At 72.7% G+C, this 18,118-nt stretch carries 15 protein-coding genes and 1 pseudogene; 10 read left to right on the plus strand and 6 right to left on the minus strand.

From position 1 onward, the window contains the following. Positions 1–63: 63 nt before the first annotated feature. Both PGN14_RS09590 and PGN14_RS09595 read left to right on the plus strand, forming a co-directional pair. Entirely contained in the window at positions 64–1,002 is a 939-nt protein-coding gene (locus PGN14_RS09590) for a helix-turn-helix domain-containing protein (RefSeq protein WP_335299292.1), read from the plus strand. Beyond that, positions 999–1,277, plus strand: a complete 279-nt coding sequence (locus tag PGN14_RS09595; protein WP_335299293.1) for a UvrB/UvrC motif-containing protein — start codon at positions 999–1,001, stop codon at positions 1,275–1,277. The genes PGN14_RS09590 and PGN14_RS09595 overlap by 4 nt, the downstream gene beginning before the upstream one ends. A 4-nt stretch (positions 1,278–1,281) precedes the next feature. Here the strand turns inward: PGN14_RS09595 and PGN14_RS09600 are convergent, their stop codons facing one another. The 3 genes from PGN14_RS09600 to PGN14_RS09610 are packed head-to-tail and all read right to left on the minus strand — an operon-like array spanning position 1,282 to position 4,771. Then, the gene (locus PGN14_RS09600) at positions 1,282–1,653 is read right to left on the minus strand and encodes a response regulator (protein WP_335299294.1); all 372 of its coding nucleotides are present in this window, start codon (positions 1,651–1,653) and stop codon (positions 1,282–1,284) included. Beyond that, the gene (locus PGN14_RS09605; RefSeq protein ID WP_335299295.1) at positions 1,650–4,109 is read right to left on the minus strand and encodes an ATP-binding protein; all 2,460 of its coding nucleotides are present in this window, start codon (positions 4,107–4,109) and stop codon (positions 1,650–1,652) included. Before PGN14_RS09605 ends, PGN14_RS09600 begins: the two co-directional genes overlap by 4 nt. Further along, complete coding sequence (locus PGN14_RS09610; protein ID WP_335299296.1) at positions 4,106–4,771, minus strand: response regulator transcription factor; 666 nt, start codon at positions 4,769–4,771, stop codon at positions 4,106–4,108. The genes PGN14_RS09605 and PGN14_RS09610 overlap by 4 nt, the downstream gene beginning before the upstream one ends. Before the next feature lie 137 nt (positions 4,772–4,908). Between PGN14_RS09610 and PGN14_RS09615 the strand changes: the two genes are divergently transcribed. The 5 genes from PGN14_RS09615 (at position 4,909) to PGN14_RS09635 (ending at position 10,110) form a co-directional block, all read left to right on the plus strand. Beyond that, positions 4,909–5,574: a response regulator gene (locus PGN14_RS09615; protein ID WP_335299297.1), complete on the plus strand. Its 666-nt coding sequence runs from the start codon at positions 4,909–4,911 to the stop codon at positions 5,572–5,574. A 94-nt stretch (positions 5,575–5,668) separates the two neighbouring features. Then, positions 5,669–6,202, plus strand: coding sequence for a Csu type fimbrial protein (locus PGN14_RS09620; protein ID WP_335299298.1), 534 nt, complete (start codon positions 5,669–5,671; stop codon positions 6,200–6,202). Beyond that, positions 6,202–6,696 (plus strand): Csu type fimbrial protein, encoded by a 495-nt coding sequence (locus tag PGN14_RS09625; RefSeq protein WP_335299299.1) that lies wholly within the window; start codon positions 6,202–6,204, stop codon positions 6,694–6,696. The genes PGN14_RS09620 and PGN14_RS09625 overlap by 1 nt, the downstream gene beginning before the upstream one ends. A 20-nt stretch (positions 6,697–6,716) precedes the next feature. After that, positions 6,717–7,430: a fimbrial biogenesis chaperone gene (locus PGN14_RS09630; RefSeq protein WP_335299300.1), complete on the plus strand. Its 714-nt coding sequence runs from the start codon at positions 6,717–6,719 to the stop codon at positions 7,428–7,430. Between the two features lie 412 nt (positions 7,431–7,842). Further along, positions 7,843–10,110, plus strand: a complete 2,268-nt coding sequence (locus PGN14_RS09635) for a fimbria/pilus outer membrane usher protein (RefSeq protein ID WP_335299301.1) — start codon at positions 7,843–7,845, stop codon at positions 10,108–10,110. Between the two features lie 221 nt (positions 10,111–10,331). Here the strand turns inward: PGN14_RS09635 and PGN14_RS09640 are convergent, their stop codons facing one another. Next, positions 10,332–11,294: a spore coat protein U domain-containing protein gene (locus PGN14_RS09640; RefSeq protein ID WP_335299302.1), complete on the minus strand. Its 963-nt coding sequence runs from the start codon at positions 11,292–11,294 to the stop codon at positions 10,332–10,334. 89 nt (positions 11,295–11,383) lie between these two features. On the opposite strand from PGN14_RS09640, the gene PGN14_RS09645 reads away from it, so the two are divergent. After that, on the plus strand, positions 11,384–12,583 hold the full coding sequence (locus PGN14_RS09645; RefSeq protein WP_335299303.1) for a CoA transferase: 1,200 nt from the start codon (positions 11,384–11,386) through the stop codon (positions 12,581–12,583). 220 nt (positions 12,584–12,803) lie between these two features. On the opposite strand, the gene PGN14_RS09650 is transcribed toward PGN14_RS09645, so the two are convergent. Beyond that, positions 12,804–13,379 (minus strand): hemerythrin domain-containing protein, encoded by a 576-nt coding sequence (locus PGN14_RS09650; RefSeq protein WP_335299304.1) that lies wholly within the window; start codon positions 13,377–13,379, stop codon positions 12,804–12,806. A 116-nt stretch (positions 13,380–13,495) separates the two neighbouring features. Between PGN14_RS09650 and PGN14_RS09655 the strand changes: the two are divergent. Both PGN14_RS09655 and PGN14_RS09660 read left to right on the plus strand, forming a co-directional pair. Beyond that, a pseudogene (locus PGN14_RS09655) lies at positions 13,496–15,460 on the plus strand (DEAD/DEAH box helicase); the annotation flags it as partial. A gap of 136 nt (positions 15,461–15,596) precedes the next feature. Next, entirely contained in the window at positions 15,597–16,610 is a 1,014-nt protein-coding gene (locus PGN14_RS09660) for a TRCF domain-containing protein (protein ID WP_335299305.1), read from the plus strand. A gap of 685 nt (positions 16,611–17,295) precedes the next feature. On the opposite strand, the gene PGN14_RS09665 is transcribed toward PGN14_RS09660, so the two are convergent. Next, entirely contained in the window at positions 17,296–18,090 is a 795-nt protein-coding gene (locus PGN14_RS09665) for a hypothetical protein (RefSeq protein WP_335299306.1), read from the minus strand. Positions 18,091–18,118: the final 28 nt, after the last annotated feature.

Consider the following 18,118-nt stretch of genomic DNA (forward strand, 5'->3'; position numbering starts at 1 on the left):
GCCACGATGGACGCGCCGCGCGAAAAGTTGGACAATCCGCTTGACCCCATCTAGCGTCGAGCGATGGAAACCCGCCCGGTTCCCAGCTTCTATCTCTATGGCGAGCCGCATCGGGCGGTGGCGCCCGACTTCGTCCATGCCGAGCTGCTCGACGATCGCTCGCGCCCCAGCGATTGGACGATCCTGCCGCATGCCCATGCCGATCTGGCGCAGATCTTCCTGCTGGAAACAGGCGGCGGCACGATGCGCGCCGAGGCCGAGACCTTCGCGATCCACGCCCCGTCGCTGCTGATCGTCCCGCCCGGCGTCGTCCACGGCTTCGACTGGCAGCGTGAGTCGACCGGCGCGGTGCTGACCGCGTCGATCCGTCACCTCAACGATCTATGCGCATCCTACCCCGACCTGGCCACCGTGTTCGACCGCGCGACGGTACAGCGCATCGACGCGACCAGGGCCGCGCTGGTCCGCGCCGCGATCGGCGACCTGATGCGCGAACTGGGCTGGTCGGCGCCCGGGCATCGCGCCGCGGTCGATGCGGCCTTGCTCGCCATCCTCGTCGGCGCGCTGCGCACCGTATCGGGCGCATCCTCCGGGGTCGTCGCCGCACCCGGCCATCACAGCGCGCTCGTCGCCCGGTTCCGCGCCCGGGTGGAGGAACGCTTCCGCCTGCGCGAGCCGATCGTCGCTTATGCCGCCGCGCTGGGCAGCAGCGAAAGCCGGCTGCGCGTCGCCTGCGCGCAGGTGGCCGCACAGTCGCCCGCCGCGATGCTCGACCAGCGCGCCCTGCTGGAGGCGCAGCGGGCGCTCCTCTACACCAACCTGTCGATCGCTGAGGTCGGCTATTCGCTGGGGTTCGCCGACCCCGCCTATTTCAGCCGCTTCTTCACCCGCCACGCCGGCATCTCGCCGCGCGGCTATCGCAGCGCCGCGACGTGGGAGACGAACGCGCGTCGTGCCGGCACCGGGAACCCGCCGCCGGTCCCGGGCATCGACGCGGCATGACCGACACGATCGAAACCCTGCAACAGCGGATGGAGGCGGCGGCGCGCGCGCTCGATTTCGAGGAGGCGACGCGGCTGCGCGACCGGATCAACCTGATGCGCGGCGGCGCCAGCGCGCCGGCGGCGGAACGCGCCGACACCAGCGGCCTGACGCGCCAGCGCCCCGGCGCGATGGGGCTGGGCACCAGCCAGCAGCGCGTCGCGCCACCGCCCGGCTGGACACCCCCGCCGCGGCCGGATCCGATGACGCGCGGGCGCGGCACGCGGCGGCGCTGACGCGCTACAGCAGGGCGCGGATCTGCGTCGGCAGCGTCATCGGGTCGAACGGCTTGACGATCACCCCCGCGGCACCGCGCGCACGATAGAAGTCGAGGTCCGCCTGCCGCCCGCGCGCGGTCATGAAGATCACCGGCACGGTCGCGGTGGCGGGCAGCGCGCGCAACCGCTCCAGCACCGCCGGTCCGTCCATCCCCGGCATCATCACGTCCAGCACGATCGCATCGGGGCGATAGCCGCCCGCCACCGCCGTCAGCGCCTCCGCGCCCGACGCCGCGACGCGCAGCGCGATGTCTGCGTCCAGCGCCAGCGCCATCTCCACCACGGTGCGGATATCGTCGTCGTCGTCGACATAGAGGAGCGCGAGCCGCGTCATGCCGCGCCCCCGTCGCGCGCGTGGAGCAGGCGGCGGATCGTCGCCTTCAGGTCGGGGATCGCGTCGCGCGCCTTGACCACCACCGCATCGACGCGCTGCGCCACCTCGGCGGAGACGTCCTGCGCCGAATAGATGATCGTGGGGATCGCCGCACCATCGGCATCGACCAGCAGCGGGATCAGGTCCGGACCGGCGCCCGCCGCCAGCTTCATGTCGAGGATCGCGACGTCGGGCGACACGCGTTGCAGGATCGCGCGCGCCGCGGCGAGGTCGGTCGCGATCATCACCCGCGCCTCCGGCTCCAGCGCCGCGGCCACCACCGCCAGCAGGTCGCGATCGTCGTCCAGGTGCAGGACGATCGGGCTGCGCGACGAACGCCGCGCCAGCGCCGCGCGCAACGCCTGCGTCAGCCGCCCGGTGTCGCTGGGCATGTCGATCCAGTCGATCATGTCCAGCCCCGGACCGCGCCGCTCGCCGTCTTCCGGCGGCACCACCACCACCGGCACGTCGACGCGCGGCGTGTCGCGGCGCAGCGCCTGTGCGAAGGCGGCCCCGCCCTCCTCCGTGAAGGACCAGCCGACCAGCAGCGCGCTATAGCCGTGGCGCGCGATCGCGGCGCGCGCCTCGCCCGCGGTCCGCGCCAGGTCATAGCCGCATCCCTCGCCCACCACGATCGCGATCAGGTCGCGCGCCGCCTGCTCGTCCGCCTCGCAGACCAGCACGGTGACGCAGCCGGGATGGTCGCGGTCGGCGCACACCGGCAGCGGCAGCGCGACGACGAAGCGCGTACCGCCGCCGACACGATCCTCGAACCAGATGCTGCCGCCATGGCGCACCACGATCTCGCGCGAGATGGCGAGGCCCAGTCCGGTGCCCGTCGCGCCATCCTCCGGGGTGGCGCGTTCGAACCGGCCGAAGATGCGATCGCGGAACGCCGCGGGGATGCCGGCGCCGCGATCGTCGATCGCGATCGATGCGCGCCCCTCCTCCACCACCAGCGTCAGGCCGACGCTCGATTCGCGCGGTGCGGCGCGGATCGCGTTGGACAGCAGGTTGGTCACCACCTGCAACAGCCGGTCGCCATCGCCCTCCACCATCACCGGGTCGGGCGGCTGGACGCAGTCGAGCGACACCCCCGCCGCGCGCGCCAGCCCCTCGCTCCCCTCGCACGCGCGCGCCAGCACGTCGCGCAGGTCGACGGGCGCGCGCGCGATCTCCAGCCGCCCGGATTCGATGCGATCGATGTCGAGCATGTCGTTGATCAGGCGGATCAGGCGGCGGCTGTTGTTCTCCGCGATCTCGATCAGCCGCGCCGGCCCGCTCGGCACCTCGCCCGCCGCACCGGCGCGCAACAGCCCCAGCGACCCGACGACGGAGGTCAGCGGCGTGCGCAGCTCGTGACTGACGGTGGACATCAATTCGTCCTTCACCCGCTCGATCCGCTTGCGCTCCGAAATGTCGCGCAGCGACACCACCAGATGCACGCCGCTCGGCAGGTGCATCACCCCGATCGCGACATCGACCATCACCTCGCGCCCGTCGCGATGCCGGATCGTGCGGTCGGGGAAGAAGGCGCGGCGCAACTGCCCGTCGACCAGCCCGATGCGCTGGTGGAAGCTGCCCTGCCCCGGCGCCAGGTCGATGATCGTCGCGATATCGCGCCGCTCCAGCTCGGCGGAACTGTGCCCCAGCATCCGCGTCGCCGCCGCGTTCATGCTTTCCACCGTGCCGCTGGGGTTCAGGATCAGCAGCGCGTCGATCGTGCTGTCCAGCACCGTCGCATTGCGCTCCGCCGCCTCGAACGCCTCGACCAGCGCGGCGTGGCGCTGCCGCCGCAGCCGCCACACCGCCGCCAGGAACGCGCCCAGCACCGCCACCAGCATCGCGCTGCCCAGCCAGAGGACCATGCGCAGCCGCTCGCGATAGCGCGCATAGGCCAGCCGCTGCGCCTCGTAGCGGCGCTCGTCGGCCGCGATCATCCGGCCCAGCACGGTGCGCAGCGCGGCCATCACCCGCCGCCCCTCGCCCCGTGCCACCACGCGGCGCGCGCCGTCGGCGTCGCCCCGGCGGAACAGCGCGATGGTGCGGTCCAGCTCGGCGAACTTGGCCGCGACCAGCGGCGCGACGACGCGATCGTCGGGATGGCGCGCCAGATGCCGGCGCGTCGCGATCCGCGCCGGTTCGTACAGGCGCAGGAACGCCGCGTCCCCGGTCAGCAGATAGCCGCGCTGCGCCGTCTCCGCATCGGTCAGCCGCGCCAGCAGCGCCATGCGCACCGCGCGCCGCTCCGCCGAGGCCACCGCGCCGACGCGCACCGCCTCCGCCCGGTCCCAGTCCGATCCCAGCCATGCGATCAGCGCCGCCAGCAACGCCGGCACCGCCAGCGCCGCGAGCAGGAACCACCGCAGCGACGGTGCCTTCAGCGGCAGTGCGGCGCGACGGTCCGGCCGGATCATGTGGCGTCCGCGCTGCCGACCACCTCGCCCAGCAGCGGCTGCATCGCCAGCATCGCCTGCGCGCGGTTGCTGACGCCCATGCGACGGAAGATGGCGGACAGATGCGCCTTGATCGTCGCCTCGGTCACGTCCAGTTCGCGCGCGATCTGCTTGTTGGAGCGCCCGTCCGCCAGCGCGATCAGGACGCGGTGCTGCGCCGGCGACAGATTGTCGATCCGCGCGCGCGCCGCCGCCACCGCCGGGCTCGCCCCCACGTTGGTGGGAAAGCTGGTCTGTCCGGCGTCGATCTCGCGCAGCCTGGCCGCGATCATGTCGAGCGGCAGGCTCTTGAACAGGAACCCCGCCGCGCCCAGCGCCTTCGCCGCCTCCACCAGCGCGGGATCCTCGTGCGCGGTCACGACCACGATCGGCACCCCCGGATCGTGCATCTGCAACGCCAGCAGCCCGGAATAGCCGCGCGCATCGGGCAGCTGGAAATCCAGCAGCACCATGCGGAACCGGCCCCGTGCCTCGGCCTGCGCGGTGGCCTCCGCCACCGTGCCCACGCCGACCACGGTCGCGCCCGGCAAGGCCGCCCTGGCGGCCAGCGAGAGCCCCTCGCGAGTCAACGGATGATCGTCGGCGACCAGCACATGGCCACCCATTCTTTCGTTACGCCCCATTGCCCGGTATCTTATCCGAACATATTGATCTACCAACATTGTTTCAGGACCAGCCGCGAATGTCGAGCGGGGACGGATTAGAAAATAACTTACAATTTAGAGGCGCCGGTGAGGCGCCGGCGGCACCGCCGCGGGCGGTGATCGCCGATACCGACGCGACCGCGCGCGACCGTGCCGCGCGCGTGCTGGCCGACCACGACTGGGTCGTCGCCGCGGTGGCGGACGGCACGGGGGCGATCGCGGCGATGTCACCCTGCCCGGCGTTGGTCCTGCTCGACATGCGCGTTCAGGCGCCGTCCGCGCTCGACACGATCGCGACGATCCGCCGCCTGCCCGGGCCGGCGGCGACCGCGCCGGTGATCGCGCTGACGACGACGCGGCCGACCGGTCCTTCAGTGCTGCTGTCGCTCGGCTTCGATGCCGTGCTGCCGCGCCCGTTCACCGTGGACGAGCTGGCGCGGGTCGCCGCGCATTGGCACCCGGGCGTGGAGCATCGCTCGCTCGACCGGCTGGAACGCAGCTTCGGCGCGGCACAGATCGCCTCGATGATCGCGCGGCTGCGCGACCTGTTCGCCACCGCGGTCGCCGCGCTGGACGGGGACGAGGTGCGCGATTTGGCGCATCGCATCGCCGGCGTCGCGGGCACCCTGGGGTTCACCGCCACCGGGCAGGCATGGCGCGCGCTGTCGGAACGGGACGGCGGCGACCCCGCGGTCCGCGCCACCGCCCGGCGCGAGGCCCGCCGCGCGATCGCGCTGATCGATCGTCGGCTGGCGGAAAATGCAGCGACACCTTCGACTTAGGTCGAACCGCGGGAACCGGGGCCGGCACAGGTAAGAACGCCTTTACCAGCCCCGGAGAGGTCTGTGCGCATCAACGCGAACAGGAACCGCCCGTATGTCCAGGACCGCCGCCCTCGCCGCTGCCGCCGCCGTCGCGGTTGCCGCTCTTTCCCCCGCCGCGGCGTCCGCGGATACCGCCACGGGCACGATCGCGGTGGCGCTGACCGTCACCAACGCCTGCGTGGTCAACGGCGCGCAGGCGCCGCAGGCCAGCCTGGGTTCGCTCGGCGACATCAACTTCCCCGACCAGCCCGGCATCTTCGGCAATGTCGATGGCCAGCTCGTCGGGTCGCTCGGCGCGCTCCAGATCCTGTGCTCGCCCGGCGTCGCGCCGCAGCTGACGATCGGCGCGGGCAGCAACGATGCCGCGGGCAAGCGCCGCATGGCGTCGAGCGGCAACATGCTCGACTATCGCCTGTTCACCGATGCGCAGCGCACGTCGGAGCTGACGATCGGCAGCCGCATCACGCTCGGCACCGCCAGCACCACGCCGTTTTCCGTGCCGATCTATGCGCGCGTCAACAGCGGCGGCGCGGTGATCGCGGCGGGCCGCTACACCGACACGGTCCAGGTCACGCTGAGCTGGTGATGCGCGCCGCGCCGGCCCTTCTCCTGATCGCCGCCAGCCCCGCCGCGGCGGAAACGGCGAAGCCGTTCGAGGTGTCGGCGCGCATCCTGCCCGGCTGCCTGGTGGCGACCGATGCGGGCGGGCGCTGGGGCACGATCGACCTGGGGCGGGTCGCGGGCGTGCCCGGCAGCATCGGCGACGCGACGCTCGTCTCCACCGCGGGCGCCGGTCTGTCGATCGAATGCACGCCGGGGATGACGGTCAACGTCACCGCCGACACCGGCGATCACGCTGCGGCGGGCGAGCGGCGGCTGCAACGCAGCGGCGGCACCGACACGATCGCCTATCGCCTGTTCGCGGACGGATCCTCGACCCCTTGGGCGGGTGCCGCCGTGCCGCTGTCCTTCGCGGCCGGGGGCACGCGCCTGCTGCCGGTGCGCGCGCGCGCCACGCTGACCGCGCCCGTCGCCGCGGGCACCTACACCGATACCGTCCGCATCACGCTCAGCTGGTGACGACAGGAGACGATCCCGCCATGCGCCTTCCCCTTTTCGCGCTGCTGACCAGCGCGCTCGCCACCGTCGCGCTGCCGCACCCGGCACTGGCCGCCACCGTCGTGATCTGGCCGGTCGATCCCGTCATCCGCGCCGGCGAGCAGACCGCCGCGATGTGGCTGGAGAACAAGGGCGCGGAGCCGGTGACGCTACAGGTTCGCACCTTCGCCTGGTCGCAGGCGCGGGGCGAGGACCAGCTGGACGCGCAGGAGGCGGTGGTCGCCAGCCCCCCGATCGCCACCGTCGCCCCCGGCGCGCGCCAGCTGGTCCGCATCATCCGCCGCGCGCCCGAGGGCGCACCCGAAACCGCCTATCGCCTGCTGATCGACGAACTGCCCCGCCCCGCGCCCAGAGGGCCGGACGGCGCGGTGCAGGCGCGCCTCGGCGTGCAGATGCGCTATTCGATCCCGCTCTTCACCCACGCCACCGCCACGCCCGGCACGCCGCAGCTCGACGCGCGCATCGCCGCCGGCCCCGACGGGCGCGTGCTGTCGATCCGCAACACCGGCACCGCGCACGCGCGCCTCACCGACCTGCGGCTGGTGACCGGCACGCGCGAGGTGACGGTCCACGCCGGCCTCACCGGCTATGTCCTGCCCGGCGCGACGGTCACCTTCGCGCTGCCCGGCGGCGAGGCGGGGCGCGTCAAGGTGACGGTCAACGGCACCGATCGCCTGCTGGACGAACGCGCCTGACGCGAGCGGGACGATGCGGACCCTGGACGAAGGATGCCGTGTTCCGGCGAACGCCGGAACCCACGGCCACGCAGAACGACGTCCGATGGGAAGCGCCACGCCGAACGCTTGCTGCCGCGAAGGCTTTGGCAGACCCCGTCCGTCATGCCGGACCCCGGAACACGTCGGTGCGTATCCCTTTCGAACAAATATTCTTACTGCCTCCCCGGCGAAGGCCGGGGTCCAGTCGGGGGACAGGAGTTGGCGAGCGCTGTGCGTCGTCACCGCGACCTTCCCGACTGGACCCCGGCCTTCGCCGGGGAGGCGTACTTGTCTGAATGGGATAAGCACCGAACAAGTCCGGGGTGACGACCGTCCACGGCGTCGTGAGCGCCCCGCGCGAACGTGTCGCCTTGGCCAGCGCATCGCGGCGGTGGCGTGGTTATGGCTGACCATCCTGGCGCTGCTGCTGCCGGCAACCGCGCACGCCGATCACGCCGTGCCCCCCGCCACCTTCGCCCCCGCGACCGCCACGCTGTTCGTCGAACTGATCGTCAACGATCAGCCCGCCACCGCGCTGGTCGAGATGCGGCAGGAGGGCGATCGCCTGTTCGTCGCCGCCGACGTCCTGCGCCACGCCGGCATCGCGCTGACCGAGACGGAACCGATCGACGTCGCGCACCACCCCGGGCTGCGCACCAGCTACGACGCGGGTGCGCTGCGGCTGTCGATCGACGTGCCCCCCGCCTTGCTGCCGGTACATCGTATCGCGCCCGCGGCGGACGCACGCGCGACCCCGGTCGTCGATACCGGTGCGCTGCTGAACTACGACCTCTATGCCCAGCGCATCGGCACGCGCACCACCGCCTCGCTATGGAGCGAGCAGCGGCTGTTCGGGCGTATCGGCACGCTGTCGAACACCGGCGTGGCGACGCAACGCGGCTATACCCGCCTCGACACCCGCTATAGCTGGGTCGACGAGACGCGCGCGCTGGAGGCGAATGCGGGCGACCTGATCTCGCGCGCCTTGCCGTGGACGTCGGCGGTGCGGATGGGCGGCGTGCAGCTGACGCGCAACTTCGCGCTGCGCCCCGACCTCGTCACCGTGCCCATGCCCAGCTTCGCGGGCGAGGCGGCGGTGCCGAGCGCGGTCGACCTGTTCGTCAACGGCTATCGCCAGGCGCGCAGCGAGGTCGCGCCGGGGCGGTTCGTGCTCGATTCGGTGCCGGTGGTGAACGGCGCAGGCGAGGCGCGCGTCGTCACCACCGATGCGGTCGGGCGACAGGTCGCCACCGTCATCCCCTTCTATGTCGCGCCCGAGCTGCTGCGCCCCGGCCTGACCGACTTCAGCGTCGAGGCGGGGGCGCTGCGCCACCGCTACGGCATCGCCGGGTTCGGCTATGCCCGCGCGGTCGCCTCCGCCTCGGTCCGCCACGGCGTCGACCGCACGCTGACGCTGTCGGGGCATGTCGAGGCATCGCCGGGGCTGCTCGCGGGCGGCGCGGGCGCGGCCTGGGCGCCGGGCCGCTGGGGCGCGCTCAGCGCCTCGGCGCTCGCCTCGCGCACCGCGACCACGACCGGAGTGCAGGTCACCGCCGGCTATGGCTATGTCGCACGCAACGTCACGATCGGCGTGGAGCATGTCGCGCGCTCCGCCGGCTTCACCGACATCGCCGGGTTCGACCTCGGCCGCTACGCCGGCAGCCGCCGCAGCGATCGCGTGACGCTCAGCGTCCCCGTCGCGGGCAACGGCAGCCTCGGCGCCGCCGTCATCGCCGCACGCGCGCGCGACGGCGAGCGGGTGCGGCTGGCGTCGCTGTCCTGGGCCATGCCGGTCGGGCGCGGCGCCTCGCTGTTCGCCGCGGTCGACCACGATCTGGGCCGCCGTTTCAGCGCGCAGCTGCGCCTCGTCGTGCCGCTCGGCACGCGCGGGCTGGCGAGTGCGGGCGTCGCGCGCGATCCTGCGGGCGGGACGCGCGTCCAGCTCGGCACCGCGCGCTCGATGCCGTCCGACGGCGGGCTGGGCTATGCCGCCGACCTCGCCACCGCGACGCGCGGCGGCGTGGTGGGGCAGGCGAGCGCGACCTGGCGCGGACAGGCGGTGCAGCTGGATGGCGGCATCGCCGGCACCGGCCGCGCCACGTCGATATGGGCCGGGGTGGCGGGATCGGTCACGCTGCTCAACGGCCGCGCCTATGTCGCCAATTCGCTGCCCGGCGCCTTCGCGGTGGTGGCGACCGGCATGCCGGGCGTGCCCGTCTATTACGAGAACCAGCAGATGGGGAAGACGGGCCGCGACGGCCGCCTGTTCGTCCCCGCGGTCACCGCCTGGCACCCCGGCAGCTTCGCGATCGATCCCGTGATGCTCCCCGCCGACGCGGTGGCGAAGGACACGCAGGCGCGCGCGATGCTGCGCGGCGGTACCGGCGCGGTCATCCGCCTGCCCGTCGTCTATCGCCGCAGCGTCACCGCGCGACTGGTCGATGCGCAGGGCACGCCGCTCGCCCCCGGCACCCCCGCGACGCTCGACGGCGCCACGGGCGCGGTGGTCGGCTGGGACGGCGTGCTGCTGATCGAGGGGATGCGCGGCGCGGTCCCGATCGACGCCACGCTGCCCGACGGCCGCCCCTGCCGCGCGACGGCGCAGGTGCCGGAGACGGCGGGGGTGCTGCCCGACCTGGGCCAGGTGACGTGCCGCTGACCGCACTCCCCGCCGTCATGCCGGACGTGTTCCGGCATCCAGGGTTCCGCGCGCCCGACGCTCGCCAGGTTTGGACACCGAATGAGAATATTCGCGCAGAGACGCGGAGATGATGCGCCCGATCGCGCGCGAAGCGCTCGATCAACCAGCCGCTTGGTGCAGGGCGCTGGCGCGCCGGTAGCACCACCTCTCTGCGCCTCCGCGTCTCCGCGCGAACAACGTCAGAACGTGACGACCACCGTCAGCTGGTCCGCATAGGCGCCCGCCACCGGCGTCGCCTGCGCCGGGTTCACCTTCGCGACATAGGCCTGCGCCTGCGCCGGCGTGACCGCGCCCGTGCCCGCCGCGGCGGCAGGCAGCGGGTTCGTCTCGTCCCAGATCGTCACGCCGTCCGCACGGTACAGATTGTATTGCAGCACATGCCCCGCGCCGTCGGTCATCGTGCGCCACGGCCGCGCATTGCCGCTGCGCCCCGCGGTGAAGGCGACCTTGTAGGTCGTCCCCAGCGTGCAATCGACCAGCACCGATTGCGCCACCGGCTGGAACTGCCGCACCAGCGCGACGCTGCCGAACGACAGCGCGGGCGCGGCGATGCGGCAATCGTTGGTGACCACCAGCGTCACCGCCACCGTCGTCGTCACCTTATTGCGCTCGTAATCGACGCACACCAGCGCGACCTGCACCCCGTTGCAGATCGAATAATCCCACGCGATCGTCAGCGTGTCGCGATAGGTGCCCGCGGGCAGGTTCGGCTGCGCGATCAGCCGCGCGTACAGCGACGTGTTGAACGCCGTCCCCCCGCCGATCCCCAGCAGCGACAGCAGGGTGCCGCTGGCATAATCGACCGTGCCCCCCTGCGTGAACGTCTGCTGCCCCGCCGCATCCGCCGACACCGCATAGGCGACGCCCGCGCCGCCCGTCGTCTTCAGCACATATCCGTTGGCACTGGTGACGGTGGCGCGTGCATAGCTGCCGCCCAGCAGGCTGATCGCCGCCCCGCTGCAATTCAGCCCCGCCGATCCCGCCACCACCGGCACCGTGCCGGCGCGCACGTCATAGGAGGTCGACGACGCCAGCGTCGCCGCGCCGCTGCTCACCGTGCAGCCCGCCTCGGCAGGCGCGGCATAGCCGACCGCCGCGGCGACGCCGATCGACAGCAGACGGAGGAGACGACGCGCGGTCATGCGCGACACCGTCGGCACCAGATGCTACCGAAGCCTTGCGCCGCGCCGGCCGCGGCGCGCGATTAGACCGAAGTCGGACGGGAGAGGATATGTATCGGCTGTTGCCCGACCTGTCGGTGATCGAGGCATCGTCCTTCGTCGCCAGCCCCACCGCCGGGCTGTACCTCGCGCAGATGGGCGCGGAGGTGATCCGCGTCGACCAGATCGGCGGCGGCCCCGATTTCCGCCGCTGGCCGGTCACGCCCGCGAACGATTCGCTCTATTGGGAAAATCTGAACCGCGCCAAGAAGTCGGTCGCGCTCGACCTGTCGCGTGGCGAGGGGCGCGAGCTGCTTCAGGCGCTGGTGCAGGCGACGGGGCAGTTCGTCACCAACTTTCCCGTCGACGGCTTCCTGTCGCACGCCACCTTGTCGGCGAAGCGCGCCGATCTGGTGACGGTGCGCGTCATGGGCTGGGCGGACGGCAGCCCGGCGCTGGACTATACCGTCAACAATGCCGTGGGCTATCCGATGATGACGGGCGCGGGGCCGGATCCGGTCAACCATGTGCTGCCCGCCTGGGATCTGCTGACCGGCGCCTATGCCGCCTTCGCGATGCTGGCCGCGCTGCGGCGGCGCGACGCCACCGGCGAAGGTGGCGAGGTGCGCGTGCCCTTGTCCGATGTCGCGATCGGCACCGTCGCCAATCTGGGCGGGATCGCGGAGGTGCTGGCGGCGGGCGGCGACCGCGAGCGGCTGGGCAACACCGTCTATGGCCTGTTCGGGCGCGACTTCGCCACCGCCGACGGCCGGCGGGTGATGATCGTCGTCGTCACCCCGCGCCAGTGGCGCAAGCTGGTCGACGCGCTTGGCCTCGCCGACGCCATCGCCGCGGTGGAGCGCGACCGCGGGGTCGACTTCGCCACCGACGACGGTCTGCGCTTCCGCCACCGCGATGCGCTGTTCCCGCTGTTCGAGGCGGCGATCGGCGCGCGCGACCACGCCACGCTCGCCCCGCTGCTCGACGCGGCGGGGATCGTCCACTCCGCCTATCGCACGATGCACGACGCGGCGCAGGACGCGCGACTGGTGCGCGACAATCCGATCTTCGCGCACGACGTCGCCAATCCCAGCGGCATGGCCTATCCCGCCGCCGGCGCCTTCGCGACCCTGCCGCAGCACGACCGCCTCTCGCCGGCCCCCGCCCCGCGCAACGGCCAGCATAGCGAGGAGGTGCTGAGCGAACGCCTGTCGCTGCCTCATGCCGAGATCGCGCGGCTGGTGGATGCCGGGGTGGTGGGGGTGGCCTGACCCACGTCATGCCGGGCTCGACCCGGCATCCATCTCTCCACACATGCTAGGCCCGCGGCCAGATGGCCGAAACCCCTGCGAAAGCCCCAGCCCCTTCTGTTCCCCGGCGCAGGCCGGGGTCCGGTTGCGAGCGGTTTCAGTATCTTTACGAGCCGACCGTTACTGGACCCCGGCCTTCGCCGGGGAACAGGAGGGATCAAGCCCGGCATGACGCAGGGGCTCACGCCAGCTTCAACCCCGCCTTGTTCATCGCCGCGGTGACGTGCCTGTTCTGCTCCTCGCTCAGCCCGCCGCGCAGCCGGGGGAACAGCTCGTCCTCCTCCTCGCGCATATGCTTCTCGATCATCGCGCGGAACTCCCGCACCTTGGGCAGCCACCCGGCATCGTCGCGCGGCAGCTCGGTCAACTCGAACAGATATTGCTTCACATAGCCGTGATCGTGGTTGAGGTGGTCCGCCGCCTCCTTCAGGTCGTGATCGCGCATCATCGCATAGATCACATTCTCCTCCTGGAACGCATGTTTCCCCAGCGCATGCTTCAGCTGCATCAGCAGGAACCCGCGCCGCGTCGCCTGCGTCTCGTCGGTCTTCTCCAGCAGGTCGAAGATCTTCAGCGTCGCGGCATGTTCCGCCGCCAGCGCCTGGTCCCAATTGCCCGCGAACACGGTCGGCGCCTGCACCACCGCCTTGCGCAGCAGGTTCGCCATCAGCCCGGTCGCCACGCCGGCCACCGCCCCGATCGCGACCGGGGTCGCCAGCTCACCGAACATATCGTCGCGCGTCGTCGTCGTCGCCATCGCATCTCTCCCGATTGATGGCGCCGCAACGTCGCGGACAAGGCGCTGTTTCCCTCTCGTAATCCAGATCAATCGCGGCGGAACCCGCGACCCGCGTGGCGCTTTGTCCGCGCCACATGACGACCACCTCCGGCATCGCCGAAACCGCCGCCGCGCTCGCCGAGGCACTGGAGAAGGGCGACCTCCTCTTCGCCACCACCGACGAGGCGCGCGGCGAGGCGATCGCCCGCGCGCTCGCCGTCGCCGCGCCCACGGCGACCGTCGTCTTCTGCCCCGCCAGCGACGCGCTGCCCGGCGATGCCGCCCCCGCCTCGCCGATCAACGTCGGCCAGCGCGTGTCGGCGCTGCGCCGCCTGCGCCAGCGTCGCGGCCGCGTCGCCTGCGTCACCACCGGCGAGGCACTGGCGCGCGCCTATCCCCCGCCGCCCGCCTTCGACGCCGAACCGCCGCAGGTCGCGGTCGGCGCGGCGGCCGACGGTGCCGCGCTGCTCGATACGTTGCAGCAGCTCGGCTATATCGTCGACGAGCGCGTCGACGAACCGGGCGAGGTGGCGTGGCGCGGACAGGTGCTCGACATCTTCCCCGCCGATGCCGACCAGCCGCTGCGCATCGAGATCGTCGACGGCGCGGTCGCGTCGCTGCGCACCTACGATCCCGCCGATCAGCGCACCACCGGCGACATCGACCGCCGCGAGCTGGGCCGCGTCGCCGAACCGCCGCTGGGCGACGAGCGCGTGACGCTCGCCGATCACCTGCCCGACGCGCGGCTCGCGATCGAACCGGGCGCGGAGGAGCGCCGCCGCCGCTTCCTCGACCTCGCCGCCGACGCCGCACGCCGCCGCCCGGCGCGCGCGGTCCACGAGCTGGTCGACGATGCCGCGTGGCAGCGCGCCGCGGCCGAACGCGCCACGCTCGACCTCGCCCGCGCCGGCGATCCGCCGCCCCGCTTCGTCGAGCATCGCGCCCCCTTGCGCGCCTTCGCCAGGGCGGCACGCGACGCGCTGGACGCGGGCGAGCGCGTCGTCCTGCTCGGCAGCGCGCGCGACCTGCGCTTCCTCACCCCGCGCGTGGCCCGCGCGATCAGGGCGGACGTCACGCCCGTCGACCGGTGGCGCGCCGTCCGTCGCGCGAAGAAGGGCGCGCTCCTCTCCCTCGCCATCGCCGCGGAGCGCGGCTTCCGCCGCCGCGGCGTGCTCGCGGTCGCCGCCGCCGACCTGCTCGGCAGCCGCGCCGACCGCGACGACACCGCCGCCGGCGCCGGCGATACCGCCTTGTTCGACCTGGGCGAGTTCCGCGTCGGCGACGTCGTCGTGCACGAGGATCACGGCATCGGCATCATCGACGGGCTGGAGCCGCTCCCGGAGGCGGGCGGCGACGCGATCCGGCTGCGCTACGCCGGCGACGGCGTGCGGCTGGTCCCCGTCACCGAGGCCGACCGCATCTGGCGCTATGGCGCGGAAGCCGATGCGGTGACGCTCGACCGGCTCGACGGCAGCAGCTGGCAGAAACGCCGCGGCGAGATCGACGCCGCCATCGCCGAGAGCGCCCGCGCGCTCACCGATCTCGCGCGCGACCGCGACGCGCGCACCGCACCGAAACTCGAACCGGACACCGCCGCCTACGAGCGCTTCGCCGCCACCTTCCCCTTCACCGAAACCGCCGATCAGGCGCGCGCGATCGCGGCGGTGCGCGCCGATCTCGCCGCCGGGCGGCCGATGGACCGGCTCGTCATCGGCGACGTCGGCTATGGCAAGACCGAGGTCGCGTTGCGCGCCGCCGCCGTCGCCGCGCTGGCCGGGCATCAGGTCGCCATCGCCGCCCCCACCACCGTGCTCGCGCGCCAGCATCTGGAGACGTTCGCCGCCCGGTTCGAGGGCACCGGCATCGCCGTTGCCGGGCTGTCGCGCCTGACCACCGCCGCCGAGAAGAAGCGCGTCAAGGCGGGGCTGAAGGAGGGCAGCATCCACATCGTCGTCGGCACCGGCGCGGTCGCGGCGAAGGGCATCGCCTATCACGACCTCGCGCTGGTCGTGATCGACGAGGAACAGCGGTTCGGCACCGCCGACAAGGACCGCCTGCGGGCATTGTCCGCCGGGCACGTGCTGACGCTGTCCGCCACCCCGATCCCGCGCACGCTGCAAACCGCGCTGATCGGGCTGCAACAGCTCTCCGTCATCGCCACCCCCGCCCGCGCGCCGCCAGCCGATCCGCACCGCAGTGGGTGCGTTCGACCCGGAGACGGTCCGCGCCGCGCTGCTGCGCGAGAAGAGCCGCGGCGGGCAGAGCTTCGTCGTCGTCCCCCGGATCGAGGACATGGCGGCGCTGGCCGACACGCTGGCCGGGCTGGTCCCCGAACTCGACCTGCTCCAGGCCCATGGCAAGATGCCCGCCGCCGATATCGACGAGGTGATGGTGCGGTTCGGCGGCGGCGGCGGCGACGTGCTGCTGGCGACCAACATCATCGAGGCGGGGCTGGACGTGCCGCGCGCCAACACGATGGTGATCTGGCGCGCCGACCGCTTCGGCCTGTCGCAACTCCACCAGCTCCGCGGGCGCGTCGGGCGCGGCAACCGCCGCGGGCAGGTGCTGCTGCTGACCGATCCGTCGCATGAGATCGCGCCGCGCACGCTCAAGCGGCTGCGCACGCTGGAGGCGTTCGACCGGCTCGGCGCCGGCTTCGCGATCAGCGCGCGCGACCTCGACATGCGCGGCGCGGGCGACCTGCTGGGCGAGACGCAGGCCGGGCATATGAAGCTGATCGGGATCGACCTCTACCAGCAGCTGCTCGAATCCGCCCTGCGCACCGCACGTGGCGAAACGGTGGAGCGCTGGACCCCCGACTTGCGCCTCGGCCTCGCCGGCCGCCTGCCCGAGACATGGATCCCCGAGGAGGAATTGCGCGTCACGCTCTACGCCCGGCTCGCCCGCCTGACCGACGCCGGCGCGCTCGACCGGTTCGAGGAGGAACTGGAGGACCGTTTCGGCACGATCCCGCCCGAGGCGGCGACGCTGCTGACGATCGCGCGCATCCGCGCCGAGGCACGTGCCGCGGGCGTCGCCCGGATCGACGCCGGCCCCGCCGCGATCGCCCTGACGCTGCGCGAGGACGCGACGCTGGACGCGGCGGCACGGGGGCTGGAGCAGAGCAACGACCGCTGGCTGCTGCGCGAACGGATCGAGGATGCCGGCGACCGCCTGACGCGGGTACAGGCGCTGCTGGAGGGAGGGTGACCCCCGCCCCGTCCACATCGTCACCCCCGGGGTCCAACCCTCCGCGCACACAACGACGCCCAGCGTCCACGGAACCCTGGATGCCGGGTCAAGCCCGGCATGACGAAGGGGCGTAACACCCGCCTCGCCCACATCGTCACCCCGGACTTGTTCCGGGGTCCAGGGCGCCGCGCCCCAACGCCCCGGATACGTGCGGAACCCTGGATGCCGGAACAAGTCCGGCATGACGAAGGGGCGTAACCCCCGCCCCACCCACCCGTCACCCCGGACGTGTTCCGGGGTCCAGGGCGCCGCGCCCCAACGCCCCGGATACGTGCGGAACCCTGGATGCCGGAACAAGTCCGGCATGACGAAGGGGCGTGACACCCGCCCCGTCCATCCCGTCACCCCGGGCTCGACCCGGGGTCCAACCCTCCGCGCACGCAACGATCGTCAGCGTCCGCGGAACCCTGGATGCCGGGTCAAGCCCGGCATGACGAAGGGGCGTAACCCACGCCCCACCCACACCGTCACCCCGGACGTGTTCCGGGGTCCAGGGCGCCGCGCCCCAACGCCCCGGATACGTGCGGAACCCTGGATGCCGGAACAAGTCCGACATGACGGAACGACGTAACACCCGCTTCACCCAAACCGTCACCCCGGCCTCGACCCGGAGCCCCGCTCCCTCACCGACGCCGCGCGCCCGTCACCGCACCTGATCCCACCACCCCAGCGCCATCGCATTGTACCGCTTCATCGCCGCCACCATGCGTGCCCGCAGCGCGGCATCCACCAGCTCTTCCGGCAGCATCGGGTCGGAGTTGATCGCGCGCAGCACCGATTGCCCCAGCAGGTACGTCTCGCGCGCCGCGTCGATCGCCGTCGCGTTTGTCAGCCGCTCGGTGCTCGCCGCCATCTCCGTCAGCCAGTAGCGATATGCCGTCTCCAGCGCCGCGGCCGGCCACAGGGCGCGGAACGCCGCATCCTGCTCCGGTGCGGCGCGGCACGCCGTCATGACGATCGCCTGCTCCTCCAGCCCCAGCCCGCGGGCCTCCTCGCGCACCGCCACCGTCAGATTGTCGGGCCGTACCCACACGCCCGGCCCCGCCGCGGCCAGCCCCGCCAGCCGCAGCGCGCGCTCGCGCACCGTCAGGCGCGATCGGTCGGTGCGCCCCAGATGATGCGTCAGCACCACCACCCATGCGCCGTCCCAGGCGCGCACCCGCTCCTCCGCGCGCGTCCAGCCCCGCGCGCGGACATGGAGCGCCGCCGCCGCCGGCCCCAGCGCATAGACGCCGCGCTCCGGCTGCACCGCCATCCGCTCGCGCACCAGCCGCCCCAGCGCGACCCGCATCGCCGCCGGCTCGATCGCGAAGATCGCCGCGCGCCCGATCAGCGTCGCGGTGCGCAGCGGCGCGGGCGCCGCGGTCGACAGGAACCACAGCGCCAGCGACCGCGGCGTCACCGGCTGTCGCCAGTCATATAACATCTTTTGACTCATGCTGGCGTTTTAAGTTACTATCGTGGTC

It is taken from the genome of Sphingomonas adhaesiva (assembly GCF_036946305.1).
GTDB classification, from domain to species: Bacteria; Pseudomonadota; Alphaproteobacteria; order Sphingomonadales; family Sphingomonadaceae; genus Sphingomonas; species Sphingomonas adhaesiva_B.

What these genes read in the sequence shown, in the direction of transcription:
- PGN14_RS09625 (WP_335299299.1), top strand. Translation starts at nt 6,202, where the DNA reads ATGCGCGCCGCGCCGGCCCTTCTCCTGATCGCCGCCAGCCCCGCCGCG.
- PGN14_RS09595 (WP_335299293.1), top strand. Translation starts at nt 999, where the DNA reads ATGACCGACACGATCGAAACCCTGCAACAGCGGATGGAGGCGGCGGCG.
- PGN14_RS09590 (WP_335299292.1), top strand. Translation starts at nt 64, where the DNA reads ATGGAAACCCGCCCGGTTCCCAGCTTCTATCTCTATGGCGAGCCGCAT.
- PGN14_RS09665 (WP_335299306.1), bottom strand. Translation starts at nt 18,090, where the DNA reads ATGAGTCAAAAGATGTTATATGACTGGCGACAGCCGGTGACGCCGCGG.
- PGN14_RS09610 (WP_335299296.1), bottom strand. Translation starts at nt 4,771, where the DNA reads ATGGGGCGTAACGAAAGAATGGGTGGCCATGTGCTGGTCGCCGACGAT.
- PGN14_RS09640 (WP_335299302.1), bottom strand. Translation starts at nt 11,294, where the DNA reads ATGACCGCGCGTCGTCTCCTCCGTCTGCTGTCGATCGGCGTCGCCGCG.
- PGN14_RS09600 (WP_335299294.1), bottom strand. Translation starts at nt 1,653, where the DNA reads ATGACGCGGCTCGCGCTCCTCTATGTCGACGACGACGACGATATCCGC.
- PGN14_RS09630 (WP_335299300.1), top strand. Translation starts at nt 6,717, where the DNA reads ATGCGCCTTCCCCTTTTCGCGCTGCTGACCAGCGCGCTCGCCACCGTC.
- PGN14_RS09605 (WP_335299295.1), bottom strand. Translation starts at nt 4,109, where the DNA reads ATGATCCGGCCGGACCGTCGCGCCGCACTGCCGCTGAAGGCACCGTCG.
- PGN14_RS09650 (WP_335299304.1), bottom strand. Translation starts at nt 13,379, where the DNA reads ATGGCGACGACGACGACGCGCGACGATATGTTCGGTGAGCTGGCGACC.
- PGN14_RS09620 (WP_335299298.1), top strand. Translation starts at nt 5,669, where the DNA reads ATGTCCAGGACCGCCGCCCTCGCCGCTGCCGCCGCCGTCGCGGTTGCC.
- PGN14_RS09645 (WP_335299303.1), top strand. Translation starts at nt 11,384, where the DNA reads ATGTATCGGCTGTTGCCCGACCTGTCGGTGATCGAGGCATCGTCCTTC.